General features: G+C 71.3%; 19 protein-coding genes and 3 riboswitches. Of the genes, 9 read left to right on the top strand and 10 right to left on the bottom strand.

What is annotated here, in order from left to right; genetic code table 11:
* Window positions 1-11: 11 nt before the first annotated feature.
* Together ACYSUO_RS01145 and ACYSUO_RS01140 are read left to right on the top strand one after the other, a co-directional pair.
* Window positions 12-896, top strand: coding sequence for an HTD2 family dehydratase (locus ACYSUO_RS01145; RefSeq protein ID WP_461774060.1), 885 nt, complete (start codon window positions 12-14; stop codon window positions 894-896).
* Window positions 893-1,765 carry an HpcH/HpaI aldolase/citrate lyase family protein gene (locus ACYSUO_RS01140; protein ID WP_461774059.1) on the top strand — a complete coding sequence of 291 codons (873 nt, stop codon included), beginning with the start codon at window positions 893-895 and terminating at the stop codon, window positions 1,763-1,765. The genes ACYSUO_RS01145 and ACYSUO_RS01140 overlap by 4 nt, the downstream gene beginning before the upstream one ends.
* A gap of 1 nt (window position 1,766) precedes the next feature.
* Here ACYSUO_RS01140 and ACYSUO_RS01135 read toward each other — a convergent pair whose 3' ends face one another.
* On the bottom strand, window positions 1,767-3,242 hold the full coding sequence (locus ACYSUO_RS01135) for a DUF6056 family protein (RefSeq protein WP_461774058.1): 1,476 nt from the start codon (window positions 3,240-3,242) through the stop codon (window positions 1,767-1,769).
* A 170-nt stretch (window positions 3,243-3,412) separates the two neighbouring features.
* Here ACYSUO_RS01135 and ACYSUO_RS01130 point away from each other — a divergent pair, with 170 nt between their 5' ends.
* Window positions 3,413-4,897, top strand: a complete 1,485-nt coding sequence (locus ACYSUO_RS01130; RefSeq protein WP_461774361.1) for a glycosyltransferase — start codon at window positions 3,413-3,415, stop codon at window positions 4,895-4,897.
* Window positions 4,898-4,918: 21 nt separating this feature from the next.
* Here the strand turns inward: ACYSUO_RS01130 and ACYSUO_RS01125 are convergent, their stop codons facing one another.
* Window positions 4,919-6,388 (bottom strand): sensor histidine kinase, encoded by a 1,470-nt coding sequence (locus ACYSUO_RS01125; RefSeq protein ID WP_461774057.1) that lies wholly within the window; start codon window positions 6,386-6,388, stop codon window positions 4,919-4,921.
* A gap of 1 nt (window position 6,389) precedes the next feature.
* Window positions 6,390-7,067, bottom strand: a complete 678-nt coding sequence (locus tag ACYSUO_RS01120) for a response regulator transcription factor (protein ID WP_461774360.1) — start codon at window positions 7,065-7,067, stop codon at window positions 6,390-6,392.
* Between the two features lie 248 nt (window positions 7,068-7,315).
* Here ACYSUO_RS01120 and ACYSUO_RS01115 point away from each other — a divergent pair, with 248 nt between their 5' ends.
* Both ACYSUO_RS01115 and ACYSUO_RS01110 read left to right on the top strand, forming a co-directional pair.
* On the top strand, window positions 7,316-8,602 hold the full coding sequence (locus ACYSUO_RS01115; RefSeq protein WP_461774056.1) for a glycosyltransferase family 4 protein: 1,287 nt from the start codon (window positions 7,316-7,318) through the stop codon (window positions 8,600-8,602).
* Window positions 8,603-8,751: 149 nt separating this feature from the next.
* Window positions 8,752-9,267 (top strand): DinB family protein, encoded by a 516-nt coding sequence (locus ACYSUO_RS01110; protein WP_461774055.1) that lies wholly within the window; start codon window positions 8,752-8,754, stop codon window positions 9,265-9,267.
* On the opposite strand, the gene ACYSUO_RS01105 is transcribed toward ACYSUO_RS01110, so the two are convergent.
* Entirely contained in the window at window positions 9,261-10,523 is a 1,263-nt protein-coding gene (locus ACYSUO_RS01105) for an amidohydrolase (protein WP_461774054.1), read from the bottom strand. The two genes, ACYSUO_RS01110 and ACYSUO_RS01105, sit on opposite strands and share 7 nt — an antisense overlap.
* Window positions 10,524-10,684: 161 nt before the next feature.
* On the opposite strand from ACYSUO_RS01105, the gene ACYSUO_RS01100 reads away from it, so the two are divergent.
* Window positions 10,685-11,545: an alpha/beta fold hydrolase gene (locus ACYSUO_RS01100; protein WP_461774053.1), complete on the top strand. Its 861-nt coding sequence runs from the start codon at window positions 10,685-10,687 to the stop codon at window positions 11,543-11,545.
* Window positions 11,546-11,560: 15 nt separating this feature from the next.
* Here the strand turns inward: ACYSUO_RS01100 and ACYSUO_RS01095 are convergent, their stop codons facing one another.
* The 4 genes from ACYSUO_RS01095 to ACYSUO_RS01080 form a co-directional block, all read right to left on the bottom strand.
* Window positions 11,561-12,247, bottom strand: coding sequence for a haloacid dehalogenase type II (locus ACYSUO_RS01095; protein ID WP_461774052.1), 687 nt, complete (start codon window positions 12,245-12,247; stop codon window positions 11,561-11,563).
* A 109-nt stretch (window positions 12,248-12,356) separates the two neighbouring features.
* A complete protein-coding gene (locus tag ACYSUO_RS01090; protein WP_461774051.1) occupies window positions 12,357-13,148 on the bottom strand; it encodes an ABC transporter ATP-binding protein in 792 nt (263 codons plus the stop codon).
* A complete protein-coding gene (locus ACYSUO_RS01085) occupies window positions 13,145-14,197 on the bottom strand; it encodes a FecCD family ABC transporter permease (protein ID WP_461774359.1) in 1,053 nt (350 codons plus the stop codon). The genes ACYSUO_RS01090 and ACYSUO_RS01085 overlap by 4 nt, the downstream gene beginning before the upstream one ends.
* A gap of 80 nt (window positions 14,198-14,277) precedes the next feature.
* On the bottom strand, window positions 14,278-15,333 hold the full coding sequence (locus tag ACYSUO_RS01080) for an ABC transporter substrate-binding protein (RefSeq protein ID WP_461774050.1): 1,056 nt from the start codon (window positions 15,331-15,333) through the stop codon (window positions 14,278-14,280).
* Between the two features lie 30 nt (window positions 15,334-15,363).
* Window positions 15,364-15,505, bottom strand: a riboswitch (cobalamin riboswitch).
* A gap of 98 nt (window positions 15,506-15,603) precedes the next feature.
* On the opposite strand from ACYSUO_RS01080, the gene ACYSUO_RS01075 reads away from it, so the two are divergent.
* Complete coding sequence (locus tag ACYSUO_RS01075) at window positions 15,604-16,317, top strand: hypothetical protein (RefSeq protein WP_461774049.1); 714 nt, start codon at window positions 15,604-15,606, stop codon at window positions 16,315-16,317.
* A 168-nt stretch (window positions 16,318-16,485) separates the two neighbouring features.
* A complete protein-coding gene (locus ACYSUO_RS01070; protein ID WP_461774048.1) occupies window positions 16,486-17,949 on the top strand; it encodes a PepSY-associated TM helix domain-containing protein in 1,464 nt (487 codons plus the stop codon).
* Between the two features lie 70 nt (window positions 17,950-18,019).
* Here ACYSUO_RS01070 and metE read toward each other — a convergent pair whose 3' ends face one another.
* Window positions 18,020-20,353: a 5-methyltetrahydropteroyltriglutamate--homocysteine S-methyltransferase gene (gene metE / locus ACYSUO_RS01065; RefSeq protein ID WP_461774047.1), complete on the bottom strand. Its 2,334-nt coding sequence runs from the start codon at window positions 20,351-20,353 to the stop codon at window positions 18,020-18,022.
* Between the two features lie 165 nt (window positions 20,354-20,518).
* A riboswitch (cobalamin riboswitch) is annotated at window positions 20,519-20,742 on the bottom strand.
* 137 nt (window positions 20,743-20,879) lie between these two features.
* On the opposite strand from metE, the gene ACYSUO_RS01060 reads away from it, so the two are divergent.
* Window positions 20,880-21,590 (top strand): (2Fe-2S)-binding protein, encoded by a 711-nt coding sequence (locus tag ACYSUO_RS01060; protein WP_461774046.1) that lies wholly within the window; start codon window positions 20,880-20,882, stop codon window positions 21,588-21,590.
* Between the two features lie 314 nt (window positions 21,591-21,904).
* On the opposite strand, the gene ACYSUO_RS01055 is transcribed toward ACYSUO_RS01060, so the two are convergent.
* Complete coding sequence (locus ACYSUO_RS01055) at window positions 21,905-22,198, bottom strand: hypothetical protein (protein ID WP_461774045.1); 294 nt, start codon at window positions 22,196-22,198, stop codon at window positions 21,905-21,907.
* Between the two features lie 92 nt (window positions 22,199-22,290).
* Window positions 22,291-22,376: riboswitch (ZMP/ZTP riboswitch) on the top strand.

Raw genomic sequence — 22,376 nt, 5'->3', positions numbered from 1 at the left:
CAAGCCCCACCATGGAACCCGCCGCCTCCACACCCACCCTCGGCTCCTACGTGGAGTCCTGGGCGCCCTCCGCGACGACCGACGAGGACGCCCTGTCGCCGGGCCCGGCCGCCGCCCTCTCGGCCGTCCTCGATCTGCCCGAACCGGCAGCGAAGGCGGGCGACGCCCTGCCCCCGCTGTGGCAGTGGCTGTACTTCTTGGAGTGGCCCGCACAGAGCGAACTCGGCCCCGACGGACACCTCAGCGACGCCCGCTTCCTGCCGCCGATCCCCGACCGGCAGCGCATGTTCGCGGGCGGCCGCGTGAGCGTCGAGGAGCCGCTGCGTGTCGGTGAACCGGCCGAACGCGTCTGCAGCCTCGCCTCCGTCACGCCCAAGAGAGGCCGCAGCGGCGAGCTGCTCTTCGTCACCGAACGCCGCGAGTTCCGCCAGGCCGGCCGCACGTGCCTTGTCGAGGAACAGGACATCGTCTACCGCTCCGGCCGCAGCGCGGCGGCCGGCCACCCCGCCACGGTCGACAGCACGACCGTCCCGCACTCCGAGGCCCCCTGGCAGCTGCGCGCACAGCCCGACGAGCGTGAACTCTTCCGGGTGAGCGCGCTGACCGCGAACGCCCACCGCATCCACTACGACGCCCCGTACTGCCGCGACGTCGAGGGATACCCCGGCCTCGTCGTCCACGGCCCGCTGCTCGCACTGCTGATGCTGGACCTGGTGCGCCGCAACGCGCCCGAACGACAGGTGGGTTCGCTCTCCTACCGTCTGCACCGCCCCGTCTTCGCCGGGGAGCACCTGCTGGCTGTTGGGACACCGACGGAGGACGGCCGGGGCGCCCAACTGGGCGTCGCCACGCACCGGGAGGGGCGGCACGCTTCCGCGGAGGTGGCGTTCGCGTGACCGACGCACACGACATACGCGACGCACACGACATACGCGACGCTCACGACGTACCCGACGCTCGCGAGGCGATCGCGGCCGCGCGCAGCTTCCTCTTCGTTCCCGGCGATCGCCCCGACCGTTACGCCAAGGCGCACGCCTCCGGCGCCGATCTCGTCATCATCGACCTGGAGGACGCGGTCGCCCCGGCCGACAAGGACGAGGCCCGCACGCATGTGGCGGGGTGGCTGGCCGCGGGACACCGGCCGGTCGTGCGCGTCAACGCCCCCGGTACTCCCTGGTCCGAGGCCGACCTGGCCATGGCGGCGGAACACGGCTGCCCGGTGATGGTGCCCAAGTCCGAGGACCCGGCGGCCCTTTCGGAGATCGCGGCGCGCACGGCCGGCCGCTGCCCGCTCATCGCGCTCATCGAGACCGCCCGCGGCGTACTGCGGGCCCACAAGGTGGCCGAGGTGTCGGGCGTGGTGCGCCTCGCCTTCGGCAATGTGGACCTCGCCGCCGACCTCGGCGTCGCGCACGACGACCACCTCGCGCTGGCGCACGCCCGGTCCCAGGTGGTGCTCGCGGCAGCGGCCGCCGGCCTGTGTCCGCCGGTCGACGGTGTCACCACGGCCGTACGGGATGGGGACGCCCTCGACGCCGACGTCACGCACGGCCGCCGCCTCGGATTCGCGGGCAAGTTGTGCATCCATCCCGCTCAACTCCGGGCTGTGGCAGCCGGATTCACTCCCACCGAAGCCGAACTGGCCTGGGCGCAATCCGTACTCGCCGCAGGTGACACCGTCACCACCGTCGACGGCCAGATGGTCGACAAGCCCGTCCTGGACCGGGCCCGACGCCTGCTTGCCCAGGCCGGGCGGACGGGCTGAGTCACGGCAGCTTGTGGGCCTGCTCGATGTGTCGGACGTCGTAGTAGGTGGCAATGCAGGAAGCGGGCCACTTCGCCTTCCCGCCATGGCGGAACGGCTCGGTCATCCTGCTCTGGGGGAGCCGCTTGTACGGCAGGACCTGGGCGCCGGCCGCGGCCTGACCGCGCATCCAGCGATCCTGCCGGTCCCAGTCGCGGGCATGCGTCTGCATGGTGGTCGCGAGGCCCGCGAGGGACACCGTCAGGGCGACGCAGACGACGGCGTACAGCAGGCCACCGGCCGCCAGGACGGGTGTCGTCCGCGGCACCCGGCCCCGCGCGGCGTGCCCGGCGAGCGCGCCGACGAACACCAGCAGCAGGAGGTAGAGCAACAGGTAGTCGTTCCACAGGCGGGTCGACGACACCACGTGGTGCTTGAACACGGGGTACGTGATGACCGTGCACACGTAGCCGGAGACGAGCAGCGCGCCGACACCCGCGACCAGGACCGGCACACACTTCCTTGCGGCCGGGACGCGACCCACGACGCCCGGGGAGACCAGGCCCAGGATGACACCCACCGCGACGGCTCCCAGGTACCACCAGGTCGTCAGTACCGTGGCGGCGATCTCGCCGAATCCGTGCAGAGCGCTGAGCAGTGAGTCGGGGGTGAACATCGTCGACGCGTGCTTGCGCTCCCGGCGGCGAGAGGCGCCGGGGGAGGTGTAGAGGATCAGGGTGCCGATCACGATGCTCGCGATGCCGGCCGTGCAGCACAGGCGGAGGAACCGCCGTCGTGCTTCCGGGAAGACACGTCCGCTGATCAGCAGCGCGCACGCCAGGACGGTCGCGGCGACGACACTCGTCTCCTCCGAGACGAGCCCCAGCGACACCCCCGCGAGGACGATGGTGCCCAGCGCGAGGAACCTGCCGCGCCGCGATGTCGCCCGCAGCGCCGGGACGGCCGCCGCGCAGGCGAACACCGGGGGCAGGGTGTGGGAGACGGAGGCGGCCGGCCAGTAGAACGTCTTGTACGTGTTGGGCGATCCGAAGAGGAACAGGGCCGTCACCATGGACGCCACCAGCAGCGGCACACCCCGGGGGACCCGCACCCGCACAGCGTGCAGCACGGCACCGGTGAAGGCCCACAACAGCGCGAGGACGAGCACACCACTGACCGGCGCGAACCACTGCTGGCCCGTCTCGCCGAAGCGCGCATACGCCCACACCAGAACGGCGTTGACGATCCGTCCGTTGTCGTGGAGGTAGAACTTCTCGACCATCGCGGCCAGTCCGCCGTCGTGCACCACCGGCAGGAAGCACCAGTCGTCGCCGCCGGGCCGCACCAGGCGTGCGTTCCACGCGGCGAAACCGAGCACGGCGAGCGGCAGCAGGGAGAGCAGCCCCAGCGGTGCGGCCGTCCGCCACCACGCCCTCCGCCATTGCGGCGGGACATCGGTGCGCTGGTCCTGAACAGCCTTCTCCGGTGCATGAACCACAGGCTGCCTCCTTCTCCATTGAGTGTCGCCGGTCGGCCTGATCGAAAGATAACGCGGTAGGGGTTTATCCCGGCGCGTTCGGCCGCGCCTTCTTACCGTTGTCTTGACCTGATGCGTCATGGTGGTGGCCGTAGTCGCAAATGCTGGACTCACACCTGCCGGGGTGGCGAATGGAAGCGTGTCAGATCTCAGTTGTCGTGCCGTGCTTCAATGAGGAAGAAGTGATCAACAAATTTCACTGTGCGTTGAAGGAAGTCCTGGAAGGGACGGGGCGCTCCTTCGAGATCTGTTACGTCGACGACGGGAGCCGCGACAGCACCCGTTCCCAACTCCGCGCCCTGGCCGCCGAGGACAAGCGTGTTCGCTATACGTCCTTCAGCCGGAATTTCGGCAAGGAAGCGGCCATGCTCGCCGGGCTGCGCATGTCCCGCGGCGCGGCTGTGGCCCTGATGGACGCCGACCTCCAGCACCCTCCCGGGCTTCTGTACCGGATGCTCGAACTGCGCCGGCACGGCTACGACCAGGTCGTCGCCCGCCGGGACCGCTCCGGCGAGGGGCTGCTGCGCAGGACCGTCAGCTCGGCGTACTACCAGGCCATGGGGCGCTGCATGGACGTGGATGTCGTCGACGGCGAGGGGGACTTCCGGCTGCTGTCGCGGCGCGCGGTCGACGCGGTGCTCGCCCTGCCGGAGGCGAACCGGTTCTCGAAAGGCATCTTTTCCTGGATCGGTTTCGACACCGTCAGTTTTACCTATGAAAATGTCAACCGTGCGGCGGGCCGGTCGAAATGGGGAGGCCGCCGCCTTCTCAACTACGGGATCGACGGCCTGATCTCCTTCAACAGCCGTCCGCTGCGGTTGGTCATCTATGGGGGACTGGGGCTCGCTTTCGCGGCGTTCGCCTATGCGCTGTGGATCGCTGCCAATGTCATCAGGCACGGCGTGGACGTCCCCGGATTCGCAACGCTACTGATTGCCATCGTGGCCCTGGGTGGAATCCAGCTCGCCACGCTCGGCGTCATCGGTGAATACGTCGGCCGGATCTACAGCGAGACAAAGCGCCGCCCGCCCTATGTGGTGCGAGAAACCGAGGAGAACTCGCGCCGGGTCGGCACCGTGCCCACCCCCGGAACCGAGCCTTCGCTCACCGTGGACGCGATCGTGCGACCGAAGGAGCCGGTTCGGTCGACGGGCGGCCTGCGCACCTTGCGGCAGTTCCTCGTCTTCGGCCTGATCGGAATCGTCAACACCGCCGTGTACATGGCCGTGTACGTATCGCTCAACCGCCTGATTCCCTATCTGGTCGCGCACGTCATCGGCTTCATGGTCAGCGTCGTCGGTTCGTTCCTGCTGAACAGCTACGTCACCTGTCGCACGAAGCCGACCTGGCAGGGCTTCGTCCGCTTCCCCTTGTCGAGCCTCGTGAACATGGTGTTCAGCGGCGCGCTCCTCTACCTGGGCGTGCACTCCCTGGGGACGGAGAAGAACATCACGGCGCTGGCCGCAGGCGTACTGGCCACGCCCCTCTCGTTCCTGATCGCCCGCTGGGCCATCGACACCGGCGCCGCGCACACCCCGCGGACCGAGCCCAACTGGGCTCCGCCGACGAACAGTTCGACAGACCTGCTGAGGCAGAAGGAGCACCAGAGCCTGTGAGGTGACGACACCCGCCACGGCTCAGTCGGGGATCGCCTCGCGGGCCGTGAAGCCGATCACCGCGCCGCCGCCGTCCCGCCGCGCCGCGAACGGCACACCACCGTGGGCCGCCGCCACCTCCCGCACGATGGAGAGCCCGAGCCCCGAGCCGGGGCTGCTGCGGGCGGCCGGGGCCCGGTAGAAGCGGTCGAAGATGCGCTCCGAGTCGACCTCGGCCAGGCCGGGGCCGCGGTCGAGCACCTCCACGCGGACCCCGGCGCCCGGGCTGCGGGTGACGGTGATCTCGATGGGGGCGGTGCCGTCGGCGTCGAACTTGGCGGCGTTCTCGACCAGGTTGCTCAGGGCGCGCTGCAACTGAGTGGGGCGGCCCGTGATCGTCGAGTCCGGGTCCGCGCGGACCGTGACGGTGCGGCCGGTGCGGCGGCGGGCCAGGGTCGCGACGTCCTCGGCGATCTCGGCGAGTGACACCCCGACGGGCGCCTCGTCGTCCTGGTGGCCCGCCGCGAGGTTCACCAACTCATTGACCAGATCGGTCAGTTCGCGGGACTCGTCGGTGAGGTCGGCCACCAGCTCGTCGCGGGACGCGGGCGGCAGCTCGTCGATGCGGCGCAGAAGGGAGATGTTCGTCCGCAGCGAGGTGAGCGGTGTGCGCAGTTCGTGGCCCGCGTCCTGGGCCAGGCGCCGCTGGTCGTCCTTGGAGCGGGCGAGCCGGCCGAGCATCCGGTCGAAGGAGCGGCCCAGGCTGCCCACCTCGTCCCGGCCGGTGACCGGCACGGCGACATCGAGCCGCCCGGTCGACGCCACGCGCTCGGCGGTCTCGGCGAGGCGGACGAGACGCGAGGTGATGCGGCGCGCCAGCCACCAGCCGAACAGGCCCGCGGCGAGGACGACCGCGGCCGCGAACAGCAGCGTGCGCTTCTGCAGCTCCCGCAGCAGGTCCTCGGTGTCGCTGAACTCCTGCGCCACCTGGACCGCGCCGCGCCCGTCGCCGAGCGCCACCGTCGCCATCCTGAACTCGTCGTCGCCGACCGGCACATCGGCGTCCTCGGCGTGGGAACCTGCGGTGTCCGCGTCGGCGATCCGGCGGGCGTCGGAGTCGACCGGGAGCGGCGGGCTGCCCTTGTCGATCACCGTGCCGCCGGGGCCGAGGACCTGGACGTCGGTGCCGACGGGGCGGGTCAGGTTGTCGCGCGGCCCGTCGTGGTCCGGGTCGGCGGACGTGAAGTCGTCGGGCGTCAGGGCCTGTTGGCGCACCTGCGCGCGCAGATCGTGCACGACCTCGTCGAACACGGCCTCCTGGTCGACGCGGACGAGCCGGGCGGCGGAGTCGTAGGACAGGACGCCGACCAGCGCGGTGACCCCGGCCGCCACGAGGGCGAACGCGATGGCGAGCGTCGTGCGCAGACTCCGGGCCCGCCACCGCCCGGGGCGGCTCCGGCCGTCGGGCACGGCCGTGTCCGCTCCGCTCCCGGCGTCCTCGCGGCCCCGCATCTCACGCCTCCCGCAGGACGTACCCGACGCCCCGGACGGTGTGGATGAGGGGCGGGCCGTCGGGCTCGTCGACCTTGCGGCGCAGGTAGCCGACGTAGACGGCCAGGTTCTTGGAGCCGGGGCCGAAGTCGTAGCCCCAGATGCGGTCGTAGATGGTGGCGTGGTCGAGGACGATGCCGCTGTTGCGGGCGAGGAGTTCGAGGAGGTCGAACTCCGTGCGCGTCAGCTCGAGTTCACGGGGGCCGCGCCAGGCGCGGCGGGCGGCGGGGTCGATGCGCAGGTCGGCGGCGGTGATCCGGTGGTCGGCAGGTTCGTCGGGCAGCGGGGCCGTGCGGCGCAGGAGCGCGCGCAGGCGGGCGAAGACCTCTTCGACGTCGAAGGGCTTGGCGACGTAGTCGTCCGCACCGGCGTCGAGCCCCGCGATACGGTCGGGCGTCTCGACCAGGGCGGTGAGCATGAGGATGGGCGTGCGGTCGCCCTCGGCGCGCAGGACGCGGCAGACCTGGAGGCCGTCGACGCCGGGCATCATCACGTCCAGGACGAGAACGTCGGGGCGGGCGCGGTGTGCGGCGGCCAGTGCCTCGACGCCGTCGGCGACAGCGGTGACGGTGTAGCCCTCCAGGATCAAGGCCCGCTCGAGGGCGTGCCGGATCGCCCGGTCGTCCTCGGCGAGCAGCACCGATGGTGCGGGCGCCGCGGACGGCGGGGCGGTGGCTGGTGAAACGGCTCGTTGCGACACATGCCCCAGTCTGCCCCCGTGACCTGCCCGGATCGACCGCCCGGCCGCCGACCGGAGGGCTTCTTACCCGCCTCTCACCTGGGAGGGACTGCTCCCTTACCCAGGGCACGCACGCTGTCACCGAAGGCGAGGGAGATCGGGAACGGTACGGGCCCGCACCGCGCACCCGCCGAGGAGGGCATGGGCACATGAAGATCGCGTTCCTGCTGCACAACGCGTACGCCATAGGCGGAACGGTGCGCACCACGCTCAACCTCGCCGCCGCGCTCGTCGAGCACGGCGGCCACGAAGTGGAGATCGTCTCGATGTCCCGGCACCGGGCGAACCCCCGCTTCGCGGTCGACCCGCGGATCGCCCTCGTACCGCTGGTGGACACCCGGGCGGACAGCGAGGACAGTCGACTGGCCGCGTTCGGCAGTCCGGCGCGGGACTTCCCGGCAGCCGAGAAGCGCCACAAGCAGTACACGCTCCTGCACGACCAGCGCGCAAAGGAGTACCTGGAGGAGCACTGCGACGCGGACGTCGTCATCGGAACCCGCCCCGGCATCAACGCGTACGTGGCCCTGTGGGGCCCGAAGCGGGCGCTGCGGATCGCGCAGGAGCACCTGCGGCACGACGCGCACAGCAAGAAGCTGCGGGCCGTGCTGCGCCACCACTACCGCTCGCTCGACGCGATCGTGACGATGACGGAGGCGGACGCGCAGGTGTACCGGCAGCGGATGCCGCTGCCCGGTGTCGGCGTCCGGTGCGTGCCGAACATCGTGCCGTCGTTCCCCGTGCCGCCCTCGGACGGCACGTCGAAGGTCGTCGCGGCGGCGGGCAGGCTCGCGGCCGGCAAGCGCTACGACCTGCTCCTTGAGGCCTTCGCCGAGGTGTCGGAGCAGGCACCCGGCTGGGAGCTGCGGATCTACGGCGCCGGGGGAGAGGAACAGCGGCTGCGCGAGATGGTCGCCGCCCTCGGGCTCGGCGGCCGGGCCAGATTGATGGGCGCGATCGCGCCGATCGAGCCGGAGTTCGCGCGGGCGTCGCTGGTGGTGAGCGCCTCGGACGCGGAGTCCTTCGGGATGACGCTGGTCGAGGCCATGCGCTGCGGCGTCCCCGTCGTCTCCACGGACGCGCCGCTGGGACCCGGCGAGATCATCACGGACGGCGTCGACGGACGGCTCGTCCCGGTCGGCGACACGCGTGCGCTCGCCGCGGCGATGCTCGACCTGATCGCGGACGAGGCGGGCCGAAAGGAGATGAGTGCGGCCGCCCTGGAGTCCGCGCACCGCTACGACCCCGAGCCGGTCGTGGCGCGCTACGACACCCTCTTCGAGGAGCTACGGGCCTCCCGGCGCGCCCGCGCCTGGCAGCGGTTCAGCGCGCGATCGGCCAACTGGGCCCGCAGGAAGGCCCGTTCCGTGCGCGGTACCGACGGCGCACACCACGCCGGACGCCGCCGTACTGGCGCCCGGCCCGCCCCGCACTCATGACCGTGGGGCTCCTCGGCCGCCGACTGCCGAGGAGCCCCTGCTTGAGACAGCGTCGAGCGACTGGTGGGTGTTACATGCACGAGGCGCTCGTCCGCTCCCGTCGAAAACCCGAAGACATCCGCGGACCGGGCGCGCTAGCGTCCTTGGGCATGGCCCCTTCACTCGAACGCCCTCCGTTCCAGGCCGACGAGCGCACGGCGCTCATCGGATGGCTGGACCTCCAGCGGCAGATCCTGCGGTGGAAGTGCGAAGGACTGAGCGAGGAGGACGCGCGCCGCAGCGTCGTCCCGACCTCGCCGGCGATGACGATGGCCGGTCTCATCAGCCATATGCGCTGGGTCGAACACACCTGGCTGGAGGTGCTGTTCCTCGGCGGCGACGAGACGGTGAACCCGTCCTTCGGCGAGTCGGACGACGATGCCGACTGGCACACCGCCGGCGTCTCCCTCGAACAACTGCTGGTCGACTACGAGTCCCAGTGCGCCCGCAGCAACGAGATCGTGGCCACGGCCTCCCTCGACGCCACCGGCCGCCACCCCAAGTACGGCGACGGCAAGATCGACCTCCGCTGGATACTCATCCACCTCGTCGAGGAGACCGGCCGGCACGCAGGACACGCGGACATCGTGCGGGAACTGCTCGACGGGTCGAAGGGTTACTACTGACCGCCCTTGGTGCCCAGCCAGGTGAGCGCGGCAACGGTGAGCGCCTCCACGCCGGTGCTCAGCGTCGGCTCGATCTCGGGGGCGAAGTGCGGGGAGTGGTTCGCCGGCAGGTCGTCGAGTTTGCCGTCCCGCAGGGCGGCCACGACGGTCTCGGTGTCGAGGCCGCCCCAGAACCAGAAGACGGTCGGCACTCCGATCGCGTCGCCGAACACACCCACGTCCTCGCTGGCGTTGACCGGCGGCATGGGGATGATGCGCTGCTCGCCGAAGTGGCCTGCGAACGCGGCCAGCGTGGTGGCCGTGGCATCCGGGTCGCTGACGAGGGCGGGGACGCTCCCGGTCCAGGTGAGGTCGGGATCGCGCGTGGCACCTCCGGCCACGGCCTCGGCCCGCACGACGCGTTCGGTCGCCGAGCGGAGGAGCTCGCGGGTGGAGGCCGTGGTGGAGCGGATGTTGATGCCCAGCTCGGCGGCGTCGGGAATGATGTTGTCCTTGGTGCCGGCCTGCATGCGGCCCACCGTGACGACCGCCGTCTCGGACGGAGGCACCTCGCGGGCGACGACACCTTGCAGCCGGGTCACCACATGGGCGGCCATCAGGACCGGGTCGATGGCGGCCTCCGGGCGGGAACCGTGCCCGCCGCGTCCGTGCAGGGTGACATCGAGGGAGTCCGAAGCGGCCATCACCGGACCGCTGCCGTGGCCGATGAACCCGGCGGGCAGCGGCCCCACATGCTGGCCCAGCACGACCTCAGGTGTGGGGAAACGCTCGAACAACCCGTCGTCGACCATGCCGCGGGCGCCGCACCCGAGTTCCTCCGCGGGCTGGAAGACCAGCAGCAGTGTGCCGCTCCACTGGTCGTGCGCGCCGGCCAGCAGGGTCGCCGCCCCGGCCAGACACGCCGCGTGCATGTCGTGCCCGCACGCGTGCATCACCGGCACGTCCTTGCCCTCGTGGTCCACCGCGCGGGCGACGCTGGCGTAGGGCAGGCCGGTCTTCTCCTCCACCGGCAGCGCGTCGAAGTCGGCGCGCAGCATGACCACGGGGCCTTCGCCGTTGCGCACGACCCCGACCACGCCGGTCGTGCCGACGTTTTCGACGACCTCGTCGACACCTGCGGCCCGCAGACGCCGCGCGAGCAGCTCGGCCGACCGTGTCTCCTGGAGTGACAGCTCCGGGTGTTCGTGCAGGTCCCGGTAGAGATCGGCCAGGTCGCCCCGGATCTTCTCGAGCCCTGCGACAACCGCGTGAGTCATGATCCAACCTCTCTGCTCCGTGTGGTCGGTTCAGTGTCACCCACGGGGGCGGCGGGGGAGCGAGGCAGTGGGCCGTGTCGCCGCGTGCACCTGCCGCCGCACCTCTCGCGAACTGCGAAATTGAGTGGACCGTTCCCGACGGGCCGTGCGACGGTCCTGCCATGTCGAGCGAGTTCGAGTCACCCGAGTCCGTCTTCGGGCCAGTTGCGTCAATCGAGTCCCTGGACGGTACGGCGATCGCCTACCGGCAGTTCGGCTCGGGACCGCCCGTGGTCATGGTCCACTGCTCCGGCGGCGGGCTGCACTCCTGGGAGCCGGTGGCCGAACTCCTCGCGGACCGCTACGAGGTGTGGACGCCCGTGCGCCGCGGCTACGCCCCGAGCGGACCGGGCCGCTCACCCAAGAGCTTCGCCGACGAAGTGGCGGATCTCGACGCACTCATCACCAAGATCGGCCGCCCCGTGCACGTGGTCGGCATGTCCTACGGCGGAAACGTCGCCCTGCACGCGGCGGCAGCCGGTCTGCCGATTCGCTCACTGGTGCTGTGGGAGCCGCCGTTGTTCGCGGTGGGCGACAAACTGGCCCCCGTACTGGAGGAGTTCCAGGAGCTGACCGCGAAGGGGGAGCAGCGGCGCGCCGACCGGCTGCTCGCCGAGAAGGTGGCCCGCATCCCGGCCGCGCTCCTGGACTTGATGGACGCGGGCGACTCCGACTCCGACGCCAACGACACGGAAACAGACACGGTACCGGCCGAGCCCGATGAGGCGCCCGGCTGGTGCCGCGACCTCGAATCGTTGATCTCCGACTCGGCGGACGTGGATCGCTGGTCCGACGTCACCGTCCCGACCCTGCTGATGCGGGGCGCCGACACCTGGCAGCCGATGCCGGAGACCCTCGACCGGCTCGCGACGGCGCTGCCGCAGGTCACGTACACGACGCTCCCTGGCCAGATGCACTTCGCGCCGTCACTCGTCCCCGACGTCGTGGCGGGGCAGATCGCCGACTTCCTGCCGCACACCTGAACCAGGCCCCTGCCCTCACGCCCCGATCCGAGCGGCGAGCCCGGCCAGATCGTCGGCGTACAGGTCGAACCGGTCCGAGGGGGCGGGCGGATCACCGACGGGACGGGCGACGTAGGCGGTGCGCAGGCCGAGCGCCTGCGCCGCGCGCAGGTCCCAGGCGTGCGTGGCGACCATCAGGAGCCGCTCCGGCGGTCGTCCGGAGACGGCGACCGCCAACTGGTAGACCGCCGGGTCCGGCTTGTAGGAGCGGGCGTCCTCGGCGGACAGCGCCTGGTGCCAGCGCAGCCCGGCGTGGGCGTTGAGGCCGAGCAGCGCCGTCCGGCTCGCGTTGGACAGCCCGATCAACGGATACCGCTCGGCGAGCCGGGCGAGTCCCGCCACCGTGTCCGGCCACGGCGGGAGCCTGCGCCCCGCCAGGGCCAACTCCGCCACCGCGGCCGGATCGTCGACCCCGGCGGCATCGGCGACGAGCCGGGCGGACTCCAGATCGAGGGCGTCGCTCGCGAGGTAGGGCCGCCCGCCGTCGAGCACGCGCTGCTGCTCGCGCTCGACGTGCTGCTGCCACAGCGCCAGGAGCTTCTCGACGTCGGTGTCGTCGATGGCTGGGGCGAGTCGACGAATGCCGGCGCGGATTCCGGCGGGCTCGTCGACGAGCGTGCCCAGCACGTCGAACACGAGGGCGTCGATCTGTGGCTCTGACATGAGAGAGGTCTCCTGGACGAAGCAGGGGAGGGGGACGGGCTGGAGTGGGACCGGCTATCGACCGAACGCCTCCGGCATCCCCTTGGATTCCCGAATCGCACGGATCGCCCTATCCAACGCCTCCCTCATCGCTCGGCAGATACGTCACCTGCGGCCGACGCGTTCGCGGGTGGACGGCGACCTCGGCGGACACCTCGTAGACCTCGGAGAGAAGTCGTGGTGTGAGCACATCGCCCGGTGGGCCCGCGGCGACGACCTCGCCGGCGCGGAGTACGTACAGGCGGTCGCAGTAGTGGGCGGCAAGGTTGAGGTCGTGGAGGGCGACCAGCACCGTGGTGGGCAGGCGGCGCAGGGCCGAGAGGATCTCCAACTGGTGGCGGATGTCGAGGTGGTTGGTGGGTTCGTCCAGGACGAGCAGGGACGGTTGCTGGGCGAGGGCCCGGGCGATGAGGACGCGTTGGCGTTCGCCGCCGGAGAGGTGGTCGAAGGGGCGGTGGGCGAGGTCGGTGGCGTCGACGGAGGCGAGCGCCGCCTCGATCAGTTCGGCGTCCTCGGCCGTGTCGCCCGCCAGCAGGCGCTTGTGCGGGGCGCGCCCCATCGCGACGACCTCGCCCACCGTCAGGTCCACGTCGGCTCCGGCGTCCTGCACGACGGCGGCGACGGTTCGGGCGAGCCGGCGCACCGGCAGGTCCCACGCGTCGGCGCCGTCCACCCGCACCGTCCCCGCGTCCGGGCGCAGTACGCGGTAGACGGCCCGCAGCAGCGTGGACTTGCCGCTGCCGTTGGGGCCGACGAGGCCGATGGTCTCGCCGGGGCGGGCGGTCAGTGAGACGTCGTCGACGAGCCGCCGGGCGCCCGCGGTGAGCGTGACACCCTCGACGTCGAGCTCGGCCGCCGTCATCCGACACCTCCCGCGTTCCTGCGCCGGGCATCCCGTCGCATCAGCCACAGGAAGAACGGGCCGCCGCACAGCGCCGTCAGCACACCGACCGGGATCTCCATGGGCGCGGCGACCGTCCGCGCCGCGATGTCCGCCCACACGAGGAACACCGCCCCGCCGAGGGCGGCCGTCGGCAGCACGCGCCGGTGGTCGCCGCCGACGAGCAGGCGCACGATGTGCGGCAGCATCAGGCCGACGAAGCCGATCGGCCCGGCCGCCGCCACCAGCACACCGGTGACGAGCGAGACCAGGACGAACATGCGGGCACGGAAGCGCGCCACGTCCAGGCCCATCGTCGTGGCGGCCTCCTCGCCCGCGAGCAGCAGGTTCAGGTTCGGCGCCTGCACCATGAGGACGCCGATCCCGAGGAGCAGGGCAAGTCCCGGCAGCCACAGTGAGTTCCAGGACACCCCGCCGAGACCGCCCAGCGTCCAGGCGAGGACCGTACGTGCCTCGTTGCCGCGGTCCGTGGTGAGCAGCAGCAGGTTGAGCAGCGCGCTGAGAATCGACGCGACCGCCACACCGGACAGGATCAGGCGACTCGACGTGATGCGGCCGCCGGTGCGTGCGGTGGCGTAGACGAGGACGAGCGCACCGAGCGCGCCCGCGAACGCCGCCGCCGACAGCGACATCGCCCCGAACACACCGACCCCGAACACGAGGACCGCGACCGCGCCGAGCGAGGCGCCGGAGGAGACACCGAGAAGGTACGGCTCGGCGAGCGGATTGCGTACCAGTGCCTGCAGAGCGGTGCCGACGACCGCGAGACCGGCCCCGGTCACCGCGCCGAGCAGGACACGCGGCGCCCGCACGTCGAGCACGATCGTCTCCCGCGCCCGCGACCAGTCCGCGTCACCCCACCAGTCGGCGCCGAGCGCGTGCGTCACGATGCCCCACACCTCACCGGGCGGCACATGCACCGAGCCGATGGCGAGCCCGGCCGTGAGCGAGACGGCGAGCAGCGCGGTGAGCAGGACCAGGGTGGCGGTGAGTCTCGCGCCCTGCCCAATGTGCCCTCGTCGCCCGCCAGTTGGTCGCTTGTCGCCTGGTCGTTGGTCCGCCGAAACCTTGTCACCCACGACGGACGCCGTCACTTGAAGCTCTCCGGGTGCAGTCCGCGCGCCAGACCCTCCACCGCGTACGCCGACCGGACACCCACCAGAGTTGCGGTCAACGGCAGCACGACGAACCGCTTGTGCTTGATGGCGGGTACGTCCGCGAGCGCGGGCTGCGAGAGCAGGTACCGCTTCTTCTGCTCCACGCTCTTGTCGCCCGCGTAGTCGTAGATCGCGATGACCTCGGGTCCGCGGTCGACCACCTGCTCCCAGGAGACGTCGCCGAACACGTCGTCCAGATCGGCGAAGACATTGCGGCCGCCCGCCTCGTGGATCAGCTGCGTACAGAGGCTCTTGCCGCCCGCGGTGAACGCGGACTTGTCGCCGCTGTCGTACACGAACACGGGGACGTGCGGCTCGTCTTGGACGGCGGCGCGCGCCTTCTCGACCCGGTCGCGGAGGTCGGACACGAGGGCGTCGGCGCGGTCGGGGACCCCGAAGATCTTGCCGATGGTGCGTATCTCGGCGTAGGTGTCCCGCATGGTCACGTTCTTCTCGCCGCAGTACTCGCGGTTGAGGTACGTGTCGATGCCCGCGTCGGCGAACGCCTTGCGGGAGCGGCCCTCCTTCTCGTCGAACGCGCTGGAATAACCGCCGTAGACGAAGTCGGGTTCGGCTTCGAGGACCTTCTCGAACGAGGGCGCCCTCGCGGACAGCTTCGGAACCGACGCGTAGTCCTTGCGCAGGCTCGGCAGGACGGCCGAGTCGGGGAACGCCGTGCCGACCATGCGGTCCTTCAGGCCGAGGGAGAGCATGAGTTCGGCGGGGTGCTGATGGATGGTCACCACGCGCGAAGGCGGCTTGTCGTACGTCGTCCTGACGCCGCAGTTGTCGATGGTGACGGGGAAGCCCTTGGTGATGGACGACTGCGGGCCGCCGGCGCGCTCGGCGGCCGACCCGGACGGGCCGCAGCCGGCGGCGAGCACCGTCGCCGACAGCGCGACGACGGCGGCCCCGAAGCGCACGACGAAGCGCCGTCGTCGCACCCGGGGGAGAGAAAGGGAAGGGGGACGGCATGGACCGTCGTACACGTGAAGCCTCCTACGGAGTCCGCGCTCCTCGGAATAAGCCCGCGACGGGCCAGTGACCTGACTCCCGGGCAGTGCTGGCTCGCGCTGCCCGGTCACAGTGGCGGGACCGTGCCGGATTCGCACCGGCTTCCTGTCTCCCGTCGCGGCGATGACCTGGCGATAGTACGCAGTGGTGGGCGAAAGGCAAAGGTGAAGCAAAAGCGGGCGGACGGTGGGGGAGTTGACCACCTGCCGGTGATCACCGGTCGGCGGATGCCAAGATGGACCGCCATGACTACAGGCTGGGGTGCCCGCGCCGGACGGGCCGCGGTGTTCGCGGCCGTCTGCGTGCTGCTTACAGCTCTCGCGCACACGCTGATGTCCGGTGACACCGTGCCTTGGTGGGCGTTGGCCACCGGCCTCGTGGTCATCGGTGGTGCGGCCTGTGTGCCGGCCGGGCGTGAGCGTGGACTCCTGCCGGTCGTGGGCCTTGCCGTGGCCGCACAGGCGGCACTTCACCTCTTCTTCTCGTGGGCGCAGGTCCTCGCGCACCCGGCCGCGTCGGGCGGCTCCGTCGCAGGCCGGTGGCTGGACCAGGTGCTGTGCCGTGTGCCCACGGCCTCCATGCCGGCCGACCCCATGGGCGGCATGAGCGGCATGCACGGCATGGCCGGCATGGCCGGCATGGCGAACATGCCCGAGATGGAGTCGCACGGTCATGACATGGGCGGCATGTCACCGTCCGGCATGCTCGTGGCCCACCTGCTGGCCGCCGTGCTGAGCGGCCTCTGGCTCGCGTACGGCGAGCAGGCCGCGTTCCGCATCGCGAGGTCCGTCGTCGGTCGGCTCGTCGCGCCCCTGAGGCTCCCGTTCCGCCTTCCGGCTCCGCCGCACCGGCCGCGCGTCCAGGTCCGCCGCACGCGGCGCGATCGTACGCCCCGTGACCTCCTTCTCGCCGACACGATCACCTCCAGGGGCCCGCCTGCAGGGAACGCTGTCGCCTGACGACAGCCGGTTCGCCCGAGGCTGCGCCGCACCCTCGGGCGTCGGCCGTGCGCACACCCCGAGCGGGCCCGCGCGGTCGAGTCCCCATGCAACGCACCGGATCCGGATGCGCCCAGGGCCGAACGGCCCGCGCCCGGACTCCGTGCTGCCCGAAACTGGAGGACCACGTTGTCCATCACCTCCGAAACCTCCGACACCTCTGAACCGCGCCCAGCGGAAGAGAGCCGGCACGCACCGCCGTCGCCGCCCGCCGACCGGTCGACCTGGGCGTCGCTGCGCCCGCTGGTGCTGCGACTGCACTTCTACGCCGGGGTGTTCGTCGCCCCGTTCCTGTTCGTCGCCGCGGTCACGGGCCTGCTCTACGCGGGCTCGTTCCAGGCCGAGAAGATCGTGTACGCCCATGAGCTGAACGTCCCCGTGGGCAAGTCCGAGCTGCCGATCGCCGATCAGGTCGCCGCCGCCCGCAAGGCACATCCGGAAGGAGACATCAGCGCGGTACGGCCTTCCCCTGAGGCCGGGGCGACGACCCGAGTCATGCTCGCCGGCGTGCCGGGAGTCGACGCCGACTACACGCTCGCGGTGTTCGTGAACCCGTACAACGGGGAGGTGCGCGGCGCCCTCGAACAGTACGGCTCGACGGGCGCGCTGCCGCTGCGCACCTGGATCGACGAGCTCCACCGCGACCTCCACCTCGGCCAAGTGGGCCGTCTCTACAGCGAGTTCGCGGCGAGCTGGATGTGGGTGATCGCGGGCGGTGGCCTCGTCCTCTGGTTCTCCCGGCGCCGTTCCCGTCGCGCGATCCGCGGCGCGACCGGCCGCAGGCGCACCCTGTCGCTGCACGGATCGGTGGGTGTCTGGGCGGCGCTCGGCCTCTTCTTCCTGTCCGCGACGGGCCTGACCTGGTCGACGTACGCAGGGGCGAACATCACCGACCTGCGTGCCGCGCTCGGCCAGACGACCCCGACCGTCTCCGCGACCGTGACTCCAGGCGGTGAACACGCCGGCCATGACATGGCCGGTATGGAGGGCATGGAAGGCATGGACATGGGCGGGGCCGGCGCCGAGAAGGGCGGTGGTGACGTCGGTCTGAACGCGGTGCTGAAGGCGGCCCGCGCCGAAGGCCTCTCGAACCCCGTGGAGATCGTCCCGCCCGCCGACTCCTCCTCGGCGTACGTGGTCCAGCAGATCCAGCGGAGCTGGCCGGAGAAGCAGGATGCCGTCGCCGTCGACCCGACGAGCGGCGAGGTCACGGACGAGGTGCGGTTCGCGGACTACCCGGTGCTCGCCAAGCTGTCCCGCTGGGGCATCGACCTGCACACCGGCAACCTGTTCGGCCTCGTCAACCAGATCGCCCTCGCCGCCCTCGCCCTGGCGGTGGTGCTCCTCATCGTGTGGGGGTACCGCATGTGGTGGCAGCGCGGGCGCGGCTCCGCCTTCGGGCGGCCCGTCCCGCGCGGAGCCTGGCAGCACGTGCCGCCGTACGTCGTGGTGCCGTTGATGGTGGTGATCGCGCTGCTCGGCTACTTCGTGCCGCTGCTCGGCATCCCGCTCGCCGCGTTCATGCTCTGCGACATCGCGCTCGGCGAGATCGCGTACCGGCGGGGAAAGCGCACGTACGCGCCGACCGCCTGATGTAGGCCGGTGCGCGCCTTGCCCCTGATGCCGACGCAGGCACCAGGGGCAAGGCCTGCAGGGTCGCGCGTCAGGGCGCGGTCCTCCCGAGCTCCTCACGGACCGTGCGTGCGGCGGCCACGAGGTGTTCCAGGGAGGCGCGGGTCTCCGGCCAGCCGCGGGTCTTCAGCCCGCAGTCCGGGTTGACCCACAGCCGCTCGGCGGGGATGGCCTCAAGTCCCGTACGCAGCAGGGCGGCTGCCTCGTCGACGCTCGGAACGCGCGGCGAGTGGATGTCGTACACGCCCGGACCGGCTTCGCGCGGGTAGCCGTGAGCGGCGAGCTCATGGGCGACCTGCATGTGGGAGCGGGCGGCCTCCAGGCTGATGACGTCGGCGTCGAGGTCGTCGATGGCCTGCACGATGTCACCGAACTCGGCGTAGCACATGTGGGTGTGGATCTGCGTGTCCGGCCGCACGCCGCTGGTGGTGAGGCGGAACGCCTCGGTGGCCCAGGCGAGGTAGGCCGCGTGGTCGGTGGCGCGCAGCGGCAGTGTCTCGCGCAGTGCGGGCTCGTCGACCTGAATGACCGAAGTCCCGTTCGTCTCCAGGTCGTTGACCTCGTCGCGCAGGGCGAGGGCCACCTGCCGGGCGGTGTCACCAAGGGGCTGGTCGTCGCGGACGAAGGACCAGGCGAGCATGGTGACAGGACCCGTGAGCATGCCCTTGACGGGGCGGTCGGAGAGCGATTGGGCGTACGTCGTCCAGCGCACGGTCATCGGCTCGGGGCGGGAGATGTCACCCGCGAGGACTGGCGGACGGACGTAGCGGGTGCCGTACGACTGGACCCAACCGTGCTGGGTCGCCAGGTAGCCGTTCAGCTGCTCGGCGAAGTACTGGACCATGTCGTTGCGCTCGGGTTCGCCGTGCACGAGCACGTCGATGCCCGCCTTCTCCTGGAACGAGACGACCTCACGGATCTCGTTCCTGATGCGGTCCTCGTACCCTGTGGTGTCGATGCGCCCGGCCCGCAAGTCGGCGCGGGCGGCGCGGAGTTCGCCGGTCTGCGGGAACGAGCCGATGGTCGTGGTCGGCAGCAGCGGCAGGTTCAGGAGGGCCCGCTGGGCGGCGGTCCGCTCGGCGTACGGCTGCGAGCGGCGCGCGTCGTTCTCGGTGACGGCGGCGGCGCGGCTCCGCACCGCCGGATCGCGCGTGATGGGCGAGGTGGCGCGGGAATTCAACGCGGCGCGATTGGCAGCGAGTTCGGCCGCGACCACGCCGGTTCCCCGGGTCAGGCCCTTGGCGAGGGTGGCGACCTCGGTGGTCTTCTGGCGGGCGAAGGCGAGCCAGCGCCGGATCTGCGGCTCGATGTCGCGCTCCACGGACGCGTCCAGCGGGACGTGCAACAGCGAGCAGGATGCGGCCACGTCGACGCGCTCGGCGAGCCCGAGCAGGGTGCCGAGTGTGGCGAGGGACCGCTCCAGGTCGTTGACCCAGACGTTGCGGCCGTCCACCACGCCGGCGACGAGACGCTTGCCGGGCAGGCCGCCGACGGCGGCGAGTTCGTCGAGGTTGGCGGCGGCGGAGCCGGTGAAGTCGAGGGCGAGACCGTCGACGGGCGCCTTGGCGAGCACCGGCAGGGCCTCGCCGAGCCGGTCGAAGTACGAGGCGACCAGGAGCTTCGGACGGTCGACGAGGGCGCCGAGGTCACGGTAGGCGCGGGCAGCGGCGTTCAGCTCGGCCGGGGTGCGGTCCTGCACCAGCGCGGGCTCGTCGAGCTGCACCCAGGCGGCACCCGAGGCGCGCAGGTCGGTGAGGACCTCCGCGTAGACGGGCAGCAGCCGGTCCAGCAGGGTGAGCGGATCGAAGTCGTCGGCGACGCCCGGAGCGGGCTTCGACAGCAGGAGATAGGTGACCGGTCCGACCAGCACCGGGCGACCGTCCAGGCCGAGAGCGAGGGCTTCCCGAAGCTCTGCGACCTGCTTGCCGGAATCGGCGGTGAACATCGTTTCCGGCCCCAACTCCGGGACGAAATAGTGGTAGTTGGTGTTGAACCACTTGGTCATCTCCAGCGGAGCGACGTCCTGGGTGCCGCGGGCCATGGCGAAGTACCCGTCCAGGGCGTCCGCCGCGACGGCGGCCCGGTGGCGCTCGGGCACCGCCCCGACCATCACGGTCGTGTCCAGGACGTGGTCGTAGTACGAGAAGTCGCCGGTCGGCACCTCGTCGATGCCGGACGCGGCCAGGTCCTGCCAGGCGGCGCGGCGCAGTTCGGCGGCGGTGGAGCGGAGGGTGTCGGCGTCGACGCGGCCCTTCCAGTAGCCCTCGATCGCCTTCTTCAGTTCCCGGTTCGGGCCCTGGCGGGGGTAGCCGTACACGGTGGCCCGTGCGGCTGCGGCCCTTGTGGTCGCGGTCCTGGTGGTCACGGAATTCTCCTTCGAGAGACGTATCCCTGGGATCCCGGAGGACTTCTGCGGCACGAAGGAGTGACACCACCGTGGCGGCGACCGCGCGCTGCGAGGCACGGCCTTCCGCCGGTATGTGTACGCCGACCCGCCCTCGAGGTCACCGAGATCTCCGCGCACGATTCGTCCGTGCACGGGCAGTCGGCAGGTCTTCGGACTCGCGGGCACGCCCACCCGAAAGGGCGGACACCTAGTGACCGTCGCTTCCCAGACCCCTCTTCCGGAGCCCAGTGCGTATGACGGCGGTCGTTCCCACTCACCGCTGCGGGGCAGTCCCGGATTCCCACCGGGTTCCCTCTTACGACGCCCCGCCTGGCGGGCGGGGCGAACCAGCTGCGTCGTTCACCCTACGGCTCCGCGCCCGGAAGACGCCACAACGTCCGGCCCGTCGGCCGCTCCGCGCTGGATGGCATCATGGCCCGGAACACGGGCGTCGGCGGCCCGAGGAAACCGGTGCGGAACTCCTCGGCGAGAGGGAGGAAGCGGTATGCCCGAACGGCTCGCGCAGACCGAAGTGGCGCCGGAAGAGGTCGCCGAGGCGTTGCGGGACGTGTCGCGAATCGGCGGATTCTTCGCTCTCGACACGGCCCTGACGCGGTCGTCCGACGCCGAGGCCGACGCGGACCCCGACGCACGGCTCGCGCGCGCCGGGTTGGCCGAACGAGCCAAGGCGGTGAACGACCACTACCGCACACACGAACCCCGCATCGGCGTCTCCATCGCCCACCTGGGTCTTGCGGCCCGCCTGTGGTCACCGGTCCTCGCCTGCGCACTCGTCCACGGGATCGTGCCGACGATGAGCACGGTGGAGTGGTCCGGCGAGGGCTCGGCTCTCCGGCTGCCCCGGCCCGAGGGCCGACGCGCAGCGGAACTCCCGTCACTCGCCGACGCGGTCCACGCGGAGGTGGACGGCGTCCTGGAGGCGGTGGAGAGCGGCCTCACCACCAAGGTGGCGCCCCGCCTGCTGGCCGGCAATTCCGCGTCCGCGCTCGCCGGCTCGGCGGCCCAACTGCTGAGGTCCCGGCCCGAGTTGCGTAAGGATCTCACGCGCCTGACACGCGAACTGCTGGAGACGGGCCGACTGCGGGGCACGGGCCGGATCACCGGAGCCGATCTGTCGTTCCGTCGACGCAGTTGCTGCCTCTTCTACCGCGCTCCCGGCGGCGGCAAGTGCGGGGACTGCTGTTTGGTGCGGTGATGCCCGGTCGTCTCGTCCAGGCCCAGCGGATGCGGCCGTTGGGCAGGCCGCGTCGGTGCCCGCGATCAGCCGCGCGCCGGCCTCGGCCATCCGACGTACTGCTACAGCGCGGACATCCTCGTGGTGGCGGGCGACCCGCTCGCAGGCCTCGGGGCGCTGCGGTCCGTGGAGACGGTGATCGCGGCGGGCAGGCGCTATGACGTGGGCGGCAACGCGTAACAAAAATGCGGGAGTTGCTCGGCGCGTCACCGCGATGGCCAAGCGGACGTCGACGACGACCAGCACCGCGTACGCGGTGATTCAAACGCCGCGGATCACCGATCCCCGCCGAAGTGGTCGCGGAGCGCCTCGTGGCAGTCGTCCTCGCCGGAGCCCCGGACGCGCGAGAACGTCACCACCCCGTCCTTCTTGCCGTCCCGCTCGTTCTTGGCCAACTGCTTCTCGATGCCCGCGATCAGCTCGGCGCACCGGGCGCTCACGGGCTTCTCGGGTTGCGGGTCGGGCTCCGAGGAGGCGTTGAGGCCGAAGGTGACGGCGAGGCCGGCCGCACACAGCACCGCCCACGTGGCACCCCACGCGCGGCGGCTCGTCGGTATGAGTCTTGGCACTCCGGCATCCTACGAGCGCTTCGGCGGGCCTTCACCGAGACGAGCCATCGTGGTCGGCGCGCTCCGTGCGGCTGCGGTGTCCATTACAGTTTCCCGTGGGCCGTGACTGGCGCTGAGGTGGAGTACCACCGGGGAGCGGTCCGACAAGATGTCGTTGCCGTGCGCCTGGGCGAGTGGT

Source organism: Streptomyces sp. UC4497, assembly GCF_054871485.1.
The sequence above is the reverse complement of the archived record's forward strand: the minus strand, read 5'-3'. Positions and strand labels throughout refer to the sequence as shown.